Source organism: Porphyromonas sp. HMSC065F10 (assembly GCF_001808555.1).
Classification (GTDB): Bacteria; Bacteroidota; Bacteroidia; order Bacteroidales; family Porphyromonadaceae; genus Porphyromonas_A.
Genome location: NZ_KV793811.1, coordinates 53,947 through 71,038, shown reverse-complemented (window position 1 = coordinate 71,038; position 17,092 = coordinate 53,947). Strand labels below are relative to the sequence as shown.

The following is a 17,092-nucleotide window of genomic DNA, read 5'->3' as shown; positions in this document are numbered from 1 at the left end:
CTCTTATTCCCTAAACTGATCAATCCACAACTAGTAGAGCCGCTTCGCTGCTTGGCGCATCGTTGTCTCTTATTCCCTAAACTGATCAATCCACAACTTACGACCTATTCTTATAGCTTTGGTACTCGTTGTCTCTTATTCCCTAAACTGATCAATCCACAACTTAAAGAACTTGTGATGATGATAAGCTCTTGTTGTCTCTTATTCCCTAAACTGATCAATCCACAACATACATACCATACACTGAGATGAGGGTATCGTTGTCTCTTATTCCCTAAACTGATCAATCCACAACAGGTAAAGGGGTTGACCGCCTGTAGCCCGCGTTGTCTCTTATTCCCTAAACTGATCAATCCACAACCTATCTCCCCAAAAGCACGATTACAAGTGGCATCTGAGCCTACTCAAAGGAAATAAATCTATGAAAAGAACAGTACAAGGGTAGTAGATGATGAGGATCTTTTATCCTCGCCACCACAAAGGTACTTCTTTCTCAAGTCAATGCAAGACCCTACAGTGCCTTACGCGTCACTGCAAAGGATGACAGAGGACTCAAGACAATGCTATAGCTCATCAAAGAGCCCCGGGATCTGCTGAGACTTTACCGGGGTAGTCCCATAGTACCACGCAGCATCGGCATACTGAGCATCCGTAAGAGTAAAGGCTACAACAAAGCCCTCCTCGGGGATGATCTTGGAGAGGCGGCTCTCAAACTTATCTCGGAGAGCTCTCGTCGGGCAATAGCGTAGATAGCAGGAGTACTGGATCATGATATACCCCTCTGATATCAATTGATTGCGAAATTGCGTTGCCACCTTACGCTCCTTCTTCGTCATCACCGGCAGATCAAAGAGTACGAGCAACCACATAGACTGATACTTACTTATCATCATACACTTAGGTCACAAATGACGGCAGGAGTAGTTCGTCTGCCTTCCCCTGCTCATAACACTTGGCAAGCGATGCCGTTGTCATAGACATCGCCAGCTGTATAGGGCGGACGAGACCACCGATGCTGACCTCGGTGCAGGACACCTGTATCAGCCGGCCTCTCGCCTCCTTATCCAGAGCGGTACTTCCGGTTACAGTCAGAGACAATACTATCTCGTCCACAAAGGGTCGATAGGGCTCCATCAGATCATCTGCGAGTGGGAGGGCATTGTACTGATTGTGATGAAAAAGTCCGATCTCGGGACTAAGCCCCAAGCCTACGATGGCTCTGGCAGTGATGGCACGGAGGATGGCGTATCCATAGTTGAGCAGCTCATTGGGAAACGCCCCCTCACGATCACGACAGAAGTCAGGGCCCATGAGAGCGCACCAATACTGCCGAGCTGCTGCTCCCTCCCTATTGGTACTATCTCCACTAAGCACCTCCCGAGCAAGCTCCTTAAGCCTAAGTGCGCAGGCAGTGTCCCGACAACGTACGAGATCTGCTTGATTATTGATTTTTGAGACCACGACTCTTCGCCACAGTTGCTTGACAAGAGGCTTAGAGGGCTCCGCTTGTAGTCGCACTCTCTTTCCCGTCAGCTCATGACCGGAGAGTGAGAGGAGAGAGCCGAGTGGGAGGTGTCTGTCATCACATACAATCACCCCGACATTCTGCTCCAGACAGGACCGGATGAGGGGTAGTGTAATGGTGATCCGATCATTCTCTAAGAGCAGATAGCCGATGTCCTCTATGGGAAGCGTTCTGGCTTGATCTCTATCCTTATTGTACACAACCAGTTGCCCTCTATCAAGCGAGAGGTGCGAGGGACTACTGATGGTGATTGTTCGCTTGATCATCTCGTGTCGCTATAGAGATTGTGCCGTCTGTGTCAATTATCACCTTAATGGGAGTAGACTCTTTGAGTGCACTAAAGCTGCGAATTGTATAGAGTTCCTCGTCATGATTGAGAGTACTGGCTCTATGCAGTCTGAATACATAATGCATCGAAGAGAGCTTCTGCACTCTATATAGGTGATCAGAGATACCCCCATAATCACTAGACCCGATAGCACTCCGCAGCTCGTCTTCGCTCATGCCGATAACGAACATATCATTGATGCGCAGGGTCATGACGACTCTCTTTGCATCCATTGGGAGCTGTACTCTATCCTGTCCATGCAACAATCGATCTGCAGAGTCCCAAAAGGTCACCACCTCCTCACAATAATTACCCTCTTGATCCTCATAGATAAGCGCAAAATCATTGTTACTAGTCTCCACCTCCTTATTGTAACCATCAAGCTGAACCGTATTATTAACAACCCTTCTACGCCTAACCTTCTTCACCGGGACGGGGACTCCACGCTTATTCGGTAGGAGGATGGTGTAGTTACCCGCCTTGTCCACGAACGCATTGCCTGGAATTGCGTAGTCTTCCTGCGTGGTATCCACTCCCATATCTTGCAATCGCCGGATCATCAACGCCCGGATTGTCGGGTCTGCCACTTGATTTAGTTGCTTTGATTTGGTGATTGAAGTAATGGGCACTCGATAGTGCATTGTCGGAGCAGGCTCCTCAGGTGACTGTCGCTGCCCATAGAAGGTCTCCTTGTGGAGCTTGCCACGTACGGCAAGGCCCTTGGAGCGATGAGTGCGACCATCCTTGGTGATCTGCTTCGTCACCTTATTGAGGATCTTGGTACTCTGCTTGTGCTTGACGAGAACGGCCTCGATCGCTTCCCTCACATCGTCACGGAAGCCCTCCCAGGGAGAGGCAAATGTAGGCTTAGTGCCTGTCCCTCTCTCATAATCATCAGCGTGAGCGTTATAGGTAGACATTGCGGTCAGCACTCCCTGTCCTGTGCAGGCAATGACTATGGCATCAAGTGCGTGGTGTCGGTGATCATCCCTATTCTTCGACGGACTGAAGTGGATCCTATCGTCCTTATCATTATAGATCAGATCACCCTCGAGTACCACCTCGTCACTGCTCAGGTTAGGTGTTTGGTCATACGACAGGATGTAGGACGCCATCGGGTCAAAGGAGAAGACAGCATAGTACTTCCCCGGCTCATCAAATGAGTCTATCTGCACTCGAAGTTCATCATCCTGGTCACAGACGAAGAGATCACTCCTGTCAATGGCACCCGTGAGAACCACCTCCCCCGAGGTGATCGCAGGAGCATCCAGCTTGATCTTGGTGAAGGACACCTCTGAGAGGTCCGGAGTGAGGATGACCTGCGCCAAGCCATCCTCCATAGCCACACCACCCTGCCTATACACCTTGGAGACAAACACACCCTGCTCCACTGATCCCGAGACCTTGATCGTGTCGGTGGCAACCTTTGCTCTCGGATGCTCCGGAGTAACCTCAGGGACTGAGACAAGGGGTATCGTCAGCCAGTAATTACCCGGGGCAGTGGGCAAAGGGACATCCTTCAGGATGCGGACATCCATCTCTCTGGAGGAGAGCTTGGGCTGTCCGTCTTTATTCAGCTCAATGGTAACCCTGGCTCTCAGCTGATCCTCCCTCAGTCGAGGTTGGTCTGTAAACATTCGCTCCACACGGACCACTTCTGAACTACGGAGGACAAAGTAATATGTCCCGTCCGCCAGGGAGGCAGCCTTGTCCCAGAATAGTGGCAGCTCGCTGTACCTGGCACTATATATCTTTCCCTTCTGCACCCTTACCAGCAGGACCACGTCACGCTCCTCTCGCTCCGGGCGAGAGGTGTACTTAGGCAGAATGCGACTGAGTACGCCACTCTTCTTTTTGCCAATGACGATGGCAGGAATTTGATCACCTGAGAGCGCAAGCCCCGCTGGGAGCTGACCCTTGGTGATAGTGGGTCCTTGCGAGAGGATTGAATTGAGTCCCCAGAGTTGCCTCAGCCTTGCGGTCACCCGACCGGGATAGAGTCGGATATGGTCCTGGGGACAGATGTAGGAGAGGTATTCCTTTGCCTTACGGCTAATGTAGGCGGTATCTACCAGCTGATCCCCGGAGAGCTGATCCTCTATGGTCTTACTCACGAAGCGGGTTGCCTTGCGATATGGTAGGAGACGGAATGCCCTATGCTCCACCTCCTCCCACGAGTCGGCACCCCAGAGCTTTGGGCTTGGATCCTGCTGATAAAACTGCCACGGGGTCAGGTTGCCCTTCTTCCTATTGAAGTCCGCATCGCATAGTGTCTTATTGGCAAAGCTGTCGTCGTAGGTCATTGTACGGGGGACGATATGCTCGATCTGGAACATACTGTTGCCATCCAATGCAGCACTCAGTCCACGTATGACCTTGCCGGTATACGGACAAGTGACGACCCCCATACTACGACCGGCAAGCTCCATATAGAGCTTGTACTTCTGGAGATTTTCTCGAGAGGTACTCAGACCTTGGCTGCGCAGGTAGTCCCTTGCCATATCGTTGTCCTCCTCGGCTTTCTTCTGACGCGTCCTCACCTCTGCCCGCTTCTGAGTTGATAGCTTGAGGTCCCGGGCCAGCTCCACGTGTATCTCGTCAAAGGTAAAGTCCGGTCGGATCGTGGAGCGATAGTTATTGAGGAGATAATTAACCAGTCTCCTCATCGCCCATAGCGCCTGCTCGACCATGGGGTTGCGGAGGTTCTCCACCGGCGGGAGCTGATCCATCAGCCGGTGCTTAGCTGTGCCCTGAGAGGGATGATAGAGTCGCTGACGCAGCTTCAACTCCGGAGTACTGAGGTGAAATGGCCCGTCGGGATCCTGCAGCAAGGCCACGATCCTATCTATCATCTCACCACGCGCCAGAGGTCCCTGGGTGTGGATCCACGACCTCAGCGCATCATCGTGATCGTCCACCAGCGCATCATCCCGCACAGCATTACGTATACCGCCCAGCAGCACAGCACTGTAGAGCTCCTCCCCACGGAGGAGATAGGGCAGGATGTTACGCAGAGCGTGGAGGGAGAGGTTGCCATAGTCCTCGCTGAGATGCAGCTTGGCGAGCTTGTCCTCGAGGTCCTCCACAAAGGCGGCACCCTCTATCCCCCTCAGACCTTGCGCCAGCAGATGATTGTCGTCGTAGAAGAAGAGCTTCTCCCAGATCCGGGTATATAGATCGAGGTCAAAGGGGATGACCAGTCGATCAACGGGACTCGCATCTCCCTTACGGGAGGGCATCTTCTTACTGTCAAGGAGCTTAGTTATCCCACTAATCGTGGGGCATCCGGGCAGCTCGTAGTCATCCGGAAAGTTAAGGTCAAGAGTCAGTCGGAGGTCTTTCTTAAGCTTAGAGACCTTAGTATTCTTTCCATAAGTGAGAAGCTTATCAAGCATTGACTGGAGCCTCATTAGATCGAGCTTCCGGTCCCGTATCCTCATATTAAGTAGGGTCTGCAGGACTCTGTACAGCTCATAGTAGGGATGAGAGGCAGAGACAACCGTTGGTCCCTGGGTGATGAATCGATTTGTGCCTCTGTCCTTGACCTTGTGCGACTCAAGGCTACACTTGTCCAGCATACCCTTCTGTGATCTCAGAGGTCTCTGCCAGAAGAGGGTACTCTCCTTGGAGACAAACCTGATGGTCCCATCCTTGTCGTACCAAATCTTACCCGCTAGATGCTCCTTAAGAGAAGTGGTAGTCTTGTAGACGAAGCGGTGCTCGTCACCGGACAAGGTCTCTATCACAGCTGACGGATCCTTGGTCCGATACCTCTCAAGCCTACGTCTTGCCTCATACGAGTCACTCTTACCGGTGAAGTACCGGTAGTGTACCGTCTCCACCTGCTCCCTATCGAGACCGAGTACTGGTGCCTGCCTCGTCCATATCCGGTCAAACTCCTCCACATACATCTCCCTCAGCGTGTAGCGGGACCGTACTCTCTCAGTCTGATCACTAAAGGGGTCACCCTCCTTTGGAGCAATGCTGTAGAGATACTGACCGAGTGTGCGATCTCCGAGGGCGGCTCTCGTCTCATCGATGCCGACCTTCCCATCCTTCTCCATCGTGCTGGTATAGATAGATCCGTCCTCCTTCCCACTTCGCGATGAGAGGAAGCCTCTGTGCTGAATGATGGAGTAAAGGATACGCCCCAGCTTTTCACGTGCGGTAAAGCCTCCATCGGGGTCGTCCTCAAGGGGCGTATCAACAGCCTCAGCTCTCAGTCGGTAAGGGTCAAGGGCCAGCCACTCCCTGAAGCGGGGTGACTGCGGGAAGCGTCGTCTCTCCTCGGAGGGCTTGCTCTTATCCCACTTCACCCACCCGTCCAGCTCTTTCTGCGTCAGGGGACACATATCTTTCTCTATAAGCAATCTCAGGAGATGCTGCTTGCGCAGACGACGGCGAGCCAATTGCCTCCTCGCTTGGCGGAAGTTACGTCGCTCTTCATTGTTAGACCTCTCTTTGCTACCGACCATCGTTTTTCCGGACGGAAACACACTGGATCCGGTATTAAGGATGGATCTTGCACTATCTCCCTCACGTACGATGACAGCCCAGCCAAGACTGCTTGTCCCCAAGTCCAGCCCGAGGATATATTGTTTTTTACACATAATAGATCAGAAAATGATTAAATGAGGATCACACCCAAATGTACCAATTTAAGGCATAAAAAAAGCTCCCGCCGAAGCGGGAGCGTAGAATAAACTACGGCATATAGCCTTGTTGTGAAAAGATCGTTTAGGGTTGATCTTTATGCCCCAAAGGTACACAATTTTTTTCTTCCACCATACACCCTTTGGGCGAGACCTATCCATTAAGCAGCGGCATTCGCATCAGTAGAGAGACTGTAAGACACAAGTCTATCACCCCAATGCGGTCTCCTGAGCCGGTACTCTATTACCGGGAAACGAATTGAGCCTTCAGTCGGGGCTGTTTTATCCAGAGACTCTTAGCACTATTGAAAGTCTCACCGACCGGCTACCCAGAGGAGTGGGAGACCATCGGATCACCTAAGGAGCGGACTGCCGAGAGGGTTGATCACGCACGGATGCGATTGATCCCTATAAAGACCGGATGTGTAAGCGATGGCGAGCGTAGGGGGTACCTTGCGGGGAAATGGGTACCTTTGGGGAAAGAAAAGTATCAATCAGGTAAAACTCTTATCAATGAAACCGACATTATTTGTACTCGCTGCCGGCATGGGCTCCCGCTATGGAGGTCTGAAGCAAATCGACGGTCTCGGCCCCCACGGGGAGACCATTATGGACTACTCTATCTATGACGCCATCCGAGCAGGATTTGGCAAGGTGGTCTTCGTTATCCGCAGAGACTTTGAGCAGGCGTTTAGGGAGAAGATCGTCTCCAAGTACGACCGGCTGATCCCGGTGGAGCTGGTTTTCCAGAGCGTGGACAAGATCCCCTACTCCTACAAGGTCCCCGAGGAGCGGACTAAGCCTTGGGGTACCAACCATGCCGTGATGATGGGTGAGGAGGTGATCCACGAGCCCTTTGCGGTGATCAATGCGGACGACTTCTATGGTCGTGAGAGCTTCGAGGCACTGGCAGACTTCCTCCGCAGCGTGGAGGGGAAGGAGGGTGAGTATGCCATGGTGGGCTACCGCTGTGGCAATACCCTCAGTGAGAGCGGCACCGTATCTCGCGGTGTCTGTGTCACAGATGACCGAGGCTACCTCGCTGAGGTGGTGGAGCGGACCAGCATCGCACGCAATGATGAGGGACGGATAAGCTTCAAGGACGAGAGTGGGACGGAGGTTGAGCTGGAGGAGAATACCCCGGTATCGATGAATATGTGGGGCTTCACACCCGACTACTTCGCTCACAGCCAGGTGGCGTTCCGGAAGTTCCTTGATGCCAACCTGGAAAAGCCGAAGGCGGAATTTTATATCCCCACGGTGGTGAATGATCTCGTACACGAGGGAAAGGCGACCTGCAAGGTGCTGGATACGCCGGCACGGTGGTTTGGCGTCACCTACGCTGAGGATCGTCCCGAGGTGGTCAAGAAATTTGCTCGCCTACACGAGGAGGGGACCTACCCCGACAACCTACTCGCCTCGCTGAGCAAGTAAGCGACTCAGTGGCTGAGCTGCTGACGATCATCGGTCCGACAGCCTCCGGGAAGACCCCGGTGGCAGCGCACCTTGCTCACCGAGTGGGCGGGGTGGTGCTCAGTGGCGACTCTCGCCAGGTCTATCAGGGTATGGATCTCGGGACGGGGAAGGATCTGGAGGACTATGTGGTGGATGGGGACCCGGTCCCCTACTACCTCATCGATATCGCCGAGGCGGGTGACCACTACAGCCTCTATCAGTACTTAGAGGACTTTGATAGGGTATGGCAGTCCCTGCCGGAGGAGACACCACGGATCCTCTGCGGAGGCTCAGGGCTCTATGTAGAGGCAGCACTTCGGGGGTACCACCTGCCCGATGTCCCTCGGGATGAGTCGCTGCGGGAGGAGCTGGGTCGGCTGAGTCTTGACGCCCTCCGAGAGAGGGCGGAGCAGCTGGGTGCGCTGGAGGAGCTGAAGGATCCGGAGAATAGACGACGGATGGAGCGGGCCATAGAGGTGGCACTCTACTTCCGCGACCACGGTGAGCAGTACCTTGACCGTCCGCCATTAGAGGGACCGATCTACTGCCTCGACATCTCTCGCGAGACCCGCCGGGGGCGGATCTCGGAGCGCCTCAGGAAGAGGCTTCGTGAGGGAATGGTGGAGGAGGTGGAGGGGCTGCTGAAGCACCTTCGCCCCGAGCAGCTAACTTACTACGGGCTGGAGTACCGCTACGTCACCGACTACGTCACCGGTAAGCTCACCTACGATGAGATGGAGCAGCGCTTGGAGGTGGCGATACATCAGTTTGCCAAGCGGCAGATGACCTGGATCCGTGGTATGGAGCGGCGCGGGCTGACCATCACCCAGATCACACCCGCAGAGTCTCCCGCTGCCACCGCTGACCTTATCCTCCGAGACTACAGGCAGAGGTGAGGGAGAAATGAGCCTGACGATGCGGTGTCACCTATCTGAGGGCAGAAGCCTTTTGTAGGAGGAGAGGATCCTCTGACTAAGCTCAGTCAACGGCTCACCGAGCTGCTTCGCCACTCGGCTATAGATCGTCCGGAGCGGGAGGTCGCTCTCATCGGTCTCAATGAAGTATGGGAGCTGTGGCACCTCATCCCAGCTGTACAGGGGATGGAGGCTGACCTGTATCTGCGCCTCCTCCAGCTGTCGCAGGAGTGCCGGCTTGCCCCTAAATCCGTGCACCACCCAGATGCCCTCCGGGTGTGACCGCCGCTCTCGCAGCAGGAGGTGCCACCCACCTACCACGTGTAGGATAAGGGGACAGCAGAGCCGATCGGCAAGAGCTATTTGGCATCGCACGAGGGCGGTCTGCGCCTCCATAGAGCGCTGCGATCGACGATCCCACCCACACTCTCCGATGCCGAGAAATCGCTCGCCCAGCTCATCGATCCGCCTGAGGAGCAGTCCCTCCGGGTCGGCATACCGCTGCCTATCCATCGGGTGAATCCCGATGGTGAAGAGGTCCGATCGATCATCGACCTCCTCGTCCGGCATAAGCGAGCGAACCGCGATGACTGAGGAGTCACCGCGGTAGCGCTCTATATTAGGTAGGTGGGTGTGGAAGTCAAGGAGTCTCATGGCACCGGATCATAGCCACTGCCACCCCAGGGATTGCACCGCAGCAGGCGCCAGATGGCTAAGAGAAGACCCTTGATCGGCCCATGCTTCCGGATCGCCTCGATCGCATACTGGCTGCAGGTGGGTGTGAAGCGACAGGCGGGTGGTGTGTGAGGGCTGATATACTTCTGGTAGAAGCGGATCGGCAGGATCAGCAACTTGCCGACGAAGGCACCTATGCTCTGTATGATGGACCTGAGACTCATAGGGCAGGACCACTCTTCATCTCGTCGCAGAGCCGTCCGATCGACTTTGACACAGCTGCGGAGAGCCGCTCCGAGCGAGACACGTGATCACCGATGTAGAGCAGACCGATCAACAGGGTGCCCTCACGCTCCTCTGCAAGCGCCCTCAGGGGACCCTTCTGCAGTCGCCACGCCTCTCGAGTGCGGCGCTTGATCGTATTGCGATCCACCGCATGGCGGATCAGCCGCTTGGGGACGGAGATAAGGACCTTGAGGGGCTCCTCTGAGGGCTCCTCCAGGCGCCAGACAACGCGGTACGGGTAGCAGACGAAGCGCCTCCGACTCTCAAAGAGTGCGCCGATCTCCTCCCTCAGATAGAGCCGCTCGCTCTTCGTCAGCCCATACTCCTTCATGGGATTACTTAGCCGCCTTCTTCTCCTCCTGGAGATAATGCTCTAAGGCTGCGGTCATACTCGGGTACTCACGTGTCGGAGCGCTGATGTGGACCTGAAGCCCCGCCTGCTCAAGATCATCACGAGTGCCCTCACCGAGGCAGCCGATGATCTGCTTCCCCTGCTGATACTCGGGGTAGGCAGTCTTGATGGCAGAGAGACCATTGGGACTAAAGAAAAGGAGGAAGTCAAAGGAATCAATCTCCTCCGGCGTCAGCTCAGCGTAGATGATCCGGCAGACGTCGCAAGTACTCACCTTCACCTTAGTATCCGCCAGCATGGCAACGACATCCGACGCCCGCTCCTCTATCTCCGGCACAAGATACTTCTCCTTGTCGTGCTTGCAGATGATCGTCTGGAAGTCAGATGAGGAGCCATTCTTCTCGGGGAAAAAGATCTTCCGCTTACGGACGGTGATAAACTTCTGCAGGAATAGAGCGACACGCTCCGAGGCGCAGAAGTACTTAAAGTCCTCAGGCAGCGTGCAGCGCAGGTCGCTCACCAGCTTGAAGAAGTGTGTCGTGATGGTCCTCGAGGTGAGGATCACCGCTGTATGCTTGAGGATATCTACCTTCTGATCACGAAACTGTCGAGCCGTCAAGGTCTCAAAATGGAAGAGTGGATTGAATACCAACTCCAGCCCATACTCCTCCGCCAGCTGATAGTAGGGCGAGTTTTTCTTAGGAGGCTCGGGTTGTGGAACAAGAACTTTACGTGTCTTTGTGGACATTTGTGATATGCTACTGATTCACACTAAGTGAGGCGACCTTGAGCCCAAAGAGCAAGGGGCCTATTTCGCAAGCGCAAAGGTACAAAATAATATGCAGGGGATAACGCCTCAGGTGACTGAATATCTGTATCTCTCTGTAGCACAAGAGTATTCGATAGACCACATAAAGACCGCCCGAGAGGATCACGAGAGTAGTAGCACTCAAGGGCGTGAAGAGTCGCAGGAGGAGTGGCAAGAGGAGCGTATTGGCAGCGACGATCATCAGGATCAGGTAGTCCGCCCACCAGAGCGAGATCTGGTCGGAGTGGCAGAAGGTATAGACCATCCACGCCTGCGCCACTGTGGCGATGACAAAGAGTAGTGCCACCCAGAGAGAGACCCTCCCCACACTGAGCCAAAAGCCTGTGACTGACAGCGAGGCGACCCCACTCGTCTCCGGTAGCAGGAGCGTCACCAGCAGAGCCACCAAGAGGAGGCTCTCCAGCAACCCCATGACAAAAAAACCTACAGACGGCAGCATCTCCCGCACTCTCGGGATCGCCCTCGGTGGAGCTGTGAGCAGCAGCATAGCACGCCCTCTGCCCCGAGGCTTCAGGAGCATATGGTAGAGCAGTAGGGACAGTGCCACCAGCACCAGCGTCATCGCCAGCAGGGTGTCGGTATATTCTGGCGCAGAGTCGACGTACTGCGCCGCCTCGTACCCATCAAAGGCGGGCCAGGCAGAGTGAGTCTCTACACTTAAGCTCGACAACAAGATGCTCCCTCTACTACTTCTTCCTTATTCCTTCCCCTCGCTCACCGGGCACTCACTCATCCACGCCTCCGATGCCGGGATGGCTCGCCAGACCCTCTCAGGCAGCTGGGCAAGGGCTCGGTCCTCGGCGTGGTGCATCTCCGTCTCCAGCTCAAGTGTCACATCGTCCTGACCGCAGAGGTGCAACACCCCATGGATCATCACCCGGAGTAATTCGCTCCCGGGCGTGACCCCAAGCTCTGCCGCATTGAGCCGGACCTGATCAAGCGAGATCAGTATGTCTGCCACCAGCACCTCATCATCATCTCCACTCGGGAAGGTGATGATGTCGGTGTAGTAGTGATGGTCGAGGAACTTGCTATTCATCTCGAGCATCTGCTCATTGTTGCAGAATTGATAATTGAGCTCACCTATGGTCTTGCCATAGCCTTCGGCCACAGACGTGATCCATGCGCCCACCTCTCGACGGAGAAATGGGGGGACAGCCTCGCTCTCTGAGTAATAATGAATAGCCATAGACAACTTGTGCACTATATTAGATGGGAAACACCAGTCCGCCGGATGCGCTCTTGTTTCGCCCGGGAGGACACTGCAAAGGTAGTCATTTTATCACAGCCCACTCAGCCCGGTCAGGCACTTTGGCAAAAGCTCCCATACCGGAGTCTATGCCTACCACCGACTAATAGGGATAAAAGGAATGCCCCTGACGAGCAGGGGCATTCCTTCATAATTTTCAAGTAATCCTGATCGCCTTCGGGTGATCACTGGATCAGGTGAGAGCGGCGAAGCAGCGCGTCGACCGTTGCATCCCGACCCTTAAAGGCTCGGTACAGCTCTGCCGGATCCTCCGAGTCGCCCCGCTCAAGGATGTTCTCCCGGAAGCGATCGGCCGTGGCGCGGTCGGTGAGACCGTTGTGGATAAATTCCTCAAAGGCATCTGCATCCAAGATCTCGCTCCACTTGTATCCGTAGTATCCGGCAGCGTAGCCACCACTGAAGATATGGGTAAAGGAGGGACTCATCGCCGTCCCCGCTGCATGCGGAAGCAGCTCCAGCCCCTTGCGAGCCTCAGCCTCCACCGCCTCAATGTCGGTGGGCAGGGTCTCCGGGTCGGTGGCGTGCCACTTCATATCTAAGTAGCCAAAGGTGAGCTGACGTATGCAGCCATAGCCGTCAAGGAAGAGTGCATTCCGCTCGATCGCATCAAGCAGGTCGTCACCGATCACCTCTCCGGTCTCATAGTGCTTCGCAAAGGACTTCACGAAGTCGCGCTGGCGCATCCAGTTCTCATTCATCTGCGAAGGCAGCTCCACGAAGTCGTGCTCCACATTGGTCCCGCTGAGAGAGGCGTACTTCACGGTCGTCAGTAGCCCGTGGAGGGCGTGGCCAAACTCGTGAAAGAGCGTCGTCGTCTCATCGAAGGTGAGGAGCGAGGGCTTATCATCGCTGGGCGGAGTAAAGTTAGTCACCAAGCTGATCACCGGGCGTACCCCCTCATACTCCTCCACATAATTGGTCATCCAGGCACCGGACCGCTTGCCCTTACGAGGGAAGTAGTCGAGGAGAAGTGTCCCCAGCAGCTGCCCCTCACGCAGCACATCGTATGCCTCCACATCGGGATGGTAGACCGGAAGCTCGGGGTTACGACGGAGCTCCACTCCATAGAGCTTGCCGGCGAGGCCAAACATCGCCTCCACCACGGACGAGAGCTCGAAGTAGGGTCTCGTCTGCTCCTCATCGTACTTCAGCGCCCTCTGGCGATAGAGCTCTGCATAGAAGCTCCAGTCCCACGGCTCCAGCTTTGAGATTTGATCCCTTCGCTCCGCCTGGTTGGCTATCGTCTCCACCTCCTCACGCGCCTTGGCGAGGTAAGCATCGCGCAGCCTGTCCAGCATCTGATAGACCGCATCGGGCGTCTTTGCCATCTTCTTGGAGAGTACCAGGTCAGCGTAGGTCTCGTGACCGAGGAGCTTAGCAATGGCGTGCCGCAGCCGTACGATGTCGTAAATGGTGGCGATGTTGCTCGTCTCCCTCGAGGTATCATAGCAGAGCGTACCGCGGTCGCGGTAGATCTGCCTGCGGGTCTCCCGATTGCTGCAGAAGCGCATCAGCGCACTGTAGGACGGCATACTCAGGTCAAAGATCCAGCCCTGTACGCCCTCCTCCCTCGCTCTCTTCCGGGCCTGCTCCAGAGCTGAGGAGGGCAACCTCTGGAGCGACTCACCATCGAGGACTGAGAGACGATAGGCATTCTGCTCCCGCAGGACGTTTTGCCCAAAGCGAAGCGTAGCCAAGCTCAGCTCCTTACGGAGCCCCTTCAGCTCCTGTCGGCTGCTCTCCGGCAGCATCGACCCATTGTCCCGGTAGGACTCGTAGGTACGGAGGAGGAGCCGCTTGTCGATCCGAGAGAGCGCCTCCTGTGGTGCATCGTAGATCTTCTTCACCTTGGCGGCAATGTCGGGATCAAGAGAGATCTCGTTGGCGACATCGGTCAGCTCCTCCGTCAGCTCCTCCGACAGCTCCATGAGGCGATCGTCCGCATCGCAGCTGAGGAGGTTGTAGAAGGTGGCAGACGACACGTCCAGCGCCCTCCCGGCCTGCTCAAGAGCCAGCACGGTATTGCCGAAGGTGGCAGACTCCATCGGCACGGAGCGGATCTCCTCCAGTTCCTCCCGATAGGTCGCCAGATCCTCCCGCACTCGGGCGACTAGCGTATCGGCATCCCGATGCTCAAAGTCAGGATAGAGTCTCTCCATAGTCTGTCGCTATCTTCCGGACCCGACGCTCATGGCGCCCGCCCTCGAAGTCGGTGCTGAAGAATATCTCCGCCATCTCCTGCGCCTCCTGCACCGGCACAAAGCGTCCCGGCAGCACCAGCACATTGGCGTTATTATGCTGCCTGATCAGCGATGCGATCTCCGGCATCCAGGCAAGTCCCGCACGGACGGACCGGTGCTTATTGAGCGCCATCTGGATCCCCTCGCCGGAGCCACAGACGCCGACGCCCATATCCACCTCGCCCTTGTCGAGAGCATCGCCCAGCTTGTGGGCAAAGTCGGGATAGTCGCAGCTGTCAGACCCGCTGTCCGTCCCGTAGTCGATCAGCTCCACCTCGGGGGCCCACTTTGCGAGGAAGTCCCTCACCGCTATCTTGATATAGTATCCGGCGTGGTCACTGGCCAGACCTATCTTATGTACTCCTGCTATCATAGTTTACTTCTTTCCCAGTAACCCCATTACCTCACGGCAGACCGTCTCAGCCGTGTAGCCAAATTTCTCATCTAGCACCGTATAGGGGGCGGAGAAGCCAAAGGACTCCATCCCGTGGATCCGTCCCTCGCTGTGGGAGATCATCCCCTCGAGGGTGACCGGCAGCCCGGCAGTCAGGCCATAGCGCGGTACGCCGGGGAGCAGCACGCTCTCCTGATAGGCCTCCGGCTGACGACGGAAGAGTCCCTCACTCGGGATGGAGGCGACATTGACCTCAATGCCTCGCTCGCGAAGCAACTCTGCACCGGCGACCAGTGTACTCACCTCTGATCCGGAGGCGATCAGCACCGCCTCCGGAGTCTTACGCTCGATGACGGTGTAGCCGCCTCGCTCCACGCGGAGGCTCTTGGTGTAGTCGTTCTCGGGGAGGTTCTTGATATTCTGCCGGGAGAAGATCAGCGCAGTCGGGCTCTTCGTATTCTCCAGCGCCATCTTCCACGCCACTGTGGTCTCCTCCACATCGGCGGGACGGAGCACCAGCATCGCATTATTTCCGGAGTGATTACGCAGCTTCTCCATCAGGCGGATCTGCGCCTCCTGCTCGATCGGCTGGTGTGTCGGACCATCCTCACCGACACGGAAGGCATCGTGGGTCCAGACAAACTTCACCGGCAGCTCCATCAGCGCACAGAGGCGGATCGCCGGCTTCATATAGTCGCTGAAGACGAAGAAGGTGCCACAGGCGGCGATCAGCCCCCCATGCAGCATCAGCCCCATGCTCACTACCGCCATCGTCAGCTCAGAGACACCCATATTGATGAATTGGCCATCGTAGTTGTCCCGCGTGATGGGTGTGGTTTTCTTGAGGAAACCATCCGTCTTGTCGGAGTTGGAGAGGTCCGCACTGGAGACGATCATATTGGGCACCTGCTCCGCAAGATGTCCGAGGACGGTCGCAGAGCCATTGCGGGTCGCCTTGTCCGGGGCCTGCTTGATCTGCGACCAGTCTACGTCCTTCACCTCAGGGTCCAGCCACCGCTCCAGCTCCTCTGCAGCCTCCGGCTTAGCCTTACGCCAGCTGTCGAAACGTGCCTGCCACTCCTTCTTCTCCCCGAGGAGCGTCTCACGCCGCTTGGCGAAGCACTCCTGCACCTCCGGGAAGATGACAAAGGGATCGTCCGGATCGCCACCGAGACCGGCAATGGTACGACGGATGTCGGCACCGGCCTTGGAGAGCGGCTGACCATGTGTAGATACCTGATCCTCAAGCGAGCGACCGCCCTCCTTATCGATCGCCCCCTTAGCCATCAGCGTGTGACCGATGATGAGCGAGGGCTTGCCCTTGACCGCTATGGCACCATCGAGAGCGCGACGGATCTCCTCAGGGTCATTGCCGTTGATGTCAAAGATCTCCCAGCCCCAAGCACGGTACTTCATCGCCACGTCCTCGCTGTCCACCTCATCAACGCGGGTGGAGAGCTGTACCTCATTGGCGTCGTAAAACATGATCAGGTTATCCAGCCCCAGGTGCCCGGCAAGGCGACCGGCGCCCTGCGAGATCTCCTCCTGGATGCCGCCGTCAGAGATGAAGGCGTAGATCCGCTGCTGCATCAGCGCCTCATCGAAGTGGGCGCCCATCTTCTTTGCCGCAATGGCAGCACCCACCGCCATTGTATGCCCCTGGCCAAGCGGGCCGGAGCCATTCTCTATCCCTCTCTTGATATCCAGCTCCGGATGTCCCGGCGTCGGGCTGCCCCACTGGCGGAAGCGCTGCAGCTCCTCAGTGGTAAAGAAGCCTTGCATCGCCAGCACGCTATAGAGCATGGAGGAGAGGTGACCGGGGTCGAGGAAAAAGCGATCCCTGGCGATCCAAGCCGGGTCCTCCGGGTCATACCGGAGGTACTCAGAGAAGAGCACAGCAGCGAAGTCGGCGCCGCCCATGGCTCCTCCGGGGTGACCGGATGAGGCCTTCTCCACCATAGAGAGGGCAAGGATCCGGATATTGTCAGCGATCTTGTGGCTTAGAGAGTTACTACTCATCGTTACGGTGTATTGAAGTATTGGTTTGATAGTCGGAGTTACGGCAGGTCTCAACCTACGGACAAATATACCCCTTTTTTGTCGCCTTGACCCACAAAAGACTTAATCCGCCAGGGGCTACGCATTTGAGCTTATCAATAAGAGAAGTGCTAAC

14 protein-coding genes and 1 CRISPR repeat array are annotated in these 17,092 nt (G+C 55.9%); of the genes, 2 read left to right on the top strand and 12 right to left on the bottom strand.

The window, feature by feature from the left end; genetic code table 11:
• Window position 1: 1 nt before the first annotated feature.
• Window positions 2–361: direct repeats of the CRISPR family, unit length 30 nt; unit sequence TCTTATTCCCTAAACTGATCAATCCACAAC.
• A 202-nt stretch (window positions 362–563) separates the two neighbouring features.
• From cas2 to cas9, 3 genes are read right to left on the bottom strand one after another with little or no spacing between them, the layout of a single operon-like run.
• Entirely contained in the window at window positions 564–893 is a 330-nt protein-coding gene (cas2, locus tag HMPREF2890_RS08710; protein WP_083289919.1) for a CRISPR-associated endonuclease Cas2, read from the bottom strand.
• A gap of 4 nt (window positions 894–897) precedes the next feature.
• Window positions 898–1,791 (bottom strand): type II CRISPR-associated endonuclease Cas1, encoded by an 894-nt coding sequence (gene cas1 / locus HMPREF2890_RS08705; protein ID WP_070467691.1) that lies wholly within the window; start codon window positions 1,789–1,791, stop codon window positions 898–900.
• The gene (gene cas9, locus HMPREF2890_RS08700; protein WP_083289918.1) at window positions 1,763–6,463 is read right to left on the bottom strand and encodes a type II CRISPR RNA-guided endonuclease Cas9; all 4,701 of its coding nucleotides are present in this window, start codon (window positions 6,461–6,463) and stop codon (window positions 1,763–1,765) included. The genes cas1 and cas9 overlap by 29 nt, the downstream gene beginning before the upstream one ends.
• A gap of 555 nt (window positions 6,464–7,018) precedes the next feature.
• Between cas9 and HMPREF2890_RS08695 the strand changes: the two genes are divergently transcribed.
• Entirely contained in the window at window positions 7,019–7,939 is a 921-nt protein-coding gene (locus HMPREF2890_RS08695) for a glycosyltransferase family protein (protein ID WP_070467689.1), read from the top strand.
• A gap of 8 nt (window positions 7,940–7,947) precedes the next feature.
• Window positions 7,948–8,856, top strand: a complete 909-nt coding sequence (locus tag HMPREF2890_RS08690; RefSeq protein WP_070467688.1) for a tRNA (adenosine(37)-N6)-dimethylallyltransferase — start codon at window positions 7,948–7,950, stop codon at window positions 8,854–8,856.
• A 27-nt stretch (window positions 8,857–8,883) separates the two neighbouring features.
• Here HMPREF2890_RS08690 and HMPREF2890_RS08685 read toward each other — a convergent pair whose 3' ends face one another.
• The 9 genes from HMPREF2890_RS08685 to HMPREF2890_RS08645 all read right to left on the bottom strand — a co-directional run bounded on the left by HMPREF2890_RS08685 (window position 8,884) and on the right by HMPREF2890_RS08645 (window position 16,938).
• Window positions 8,884–9,528: a TatD family hydrolase gene (locus tag HMPREF2890_RS08685; protein WP_070467686.1), complete on the bottom strand. Its 645-nt coding sequence runs from the start codon at window positions 9,526–9,528 to the stop codon at window positions 8,884–8,886.
• Window positions 9,525–9,773 carry a membrane protein insertion efficiency factor YidD gene (yidD, locus tag HMPREF2890_RS08680; protein WP_070467684.1) on the bottom strand — a complete coding sequence of 83 codons (249 nt, stop codon included), beginning with the start codon at window positions 9,771–9,773 and terminating at the stop codon, window positions 9,525–9,527. The genes HMPREF2890_RS08685 and yidD overlap by 4 nt, the downstream gene beginning before the upstream one ends.
• Entirely contained in the window at window positions 9,770–10,165 is a 396-nt protein-coding gene (locus tag HMPREF2890_RS08675) for a ribonuclease P protein component (protein ID WP_070467682.1), read from the bottom strand. The genes yidD and HMPREF2890_RS08675 overlap by 4 nt, the downstream gene beginning before the upstream one ends.
• A gap of 4 nt (window positions 10,166–10,169) precedes the next feature.
• A complete protein-coding gene (locus tag HMPREF2890_RS08670) occupies window positions 10,170–10,934 on the bottom strand; it encodes a uroporphyrinogen-III synthase (protein ID WP_070467680.1) in 765 nt (254 codons plus the stop codon).
• A 10-nt stretch (window positions 10,935–10,944) separates the two neighbouring features.
• Entirely contained in the window at window positions 10,945–11,685 is a 741-nt protein-coding gene (locus tag HMPREF2890_RS08665; protein ID WP_070467678.1) for a DUF4271 domain-containing protein, read from the bottom strand.
• 27 nt (window positions 11,686–11,712) lie between these two features.
• Window positions 11,713–12,204 (bottom strand): rRNA maturation RNase YbeY, encoded by a 492-nt coding sequence (gene ybeY, locus HMPREF2890_RS08660; RefSeq protein ID WP_070467676.1) that lies wholly within the window; start codon window positions 12,202–12,204, stop codon window positions 11,713–11,715.
• Window positions 12,205–12,449: 245 nt separating this feature from the next.
• Complete coding sequence (locus HMPREF2890_RS08655) at window positions 12,450–14,444, bottom strand: M3 family metallopeptidase (protein WP_070467673.1); 1,995 nt, start codon at window positions 14,442–14,444, stop codon at window positions 12,450–12,452.
• Complete coding sequence (locus tag HMPREF2890_RS08650) at window positions 14,425–14,898, bottom strand: RpiB/LacA/LacB family sugar-phosphate isomerase (RefSeq protein ID WP_070467671.1); 474 nt, start codon at window positions 14,896–14,898, stop codon at window positions 14,425–14,427. The genes HMPREF2890_RS08655 and HMPREF2890_RS08650 overlap by 20 nt, the downstream gene beginning before the upstream one ends.
• Window positions 14,899–14,901: 3 nt before the next feature.
• Complete coding sequence (locus HMPREF2890_RS08645) at window positions 14,902–16,938, bottom strand: transketolase family protein (RefSeq protein ID WP_070467669.1); 2,037 nt, start codon at window positions 16,936–16,938, stop codon at window positions 14,902–14,904.
• Window positions 16,939–17,092: the final 154 nt, after the last annotated feature.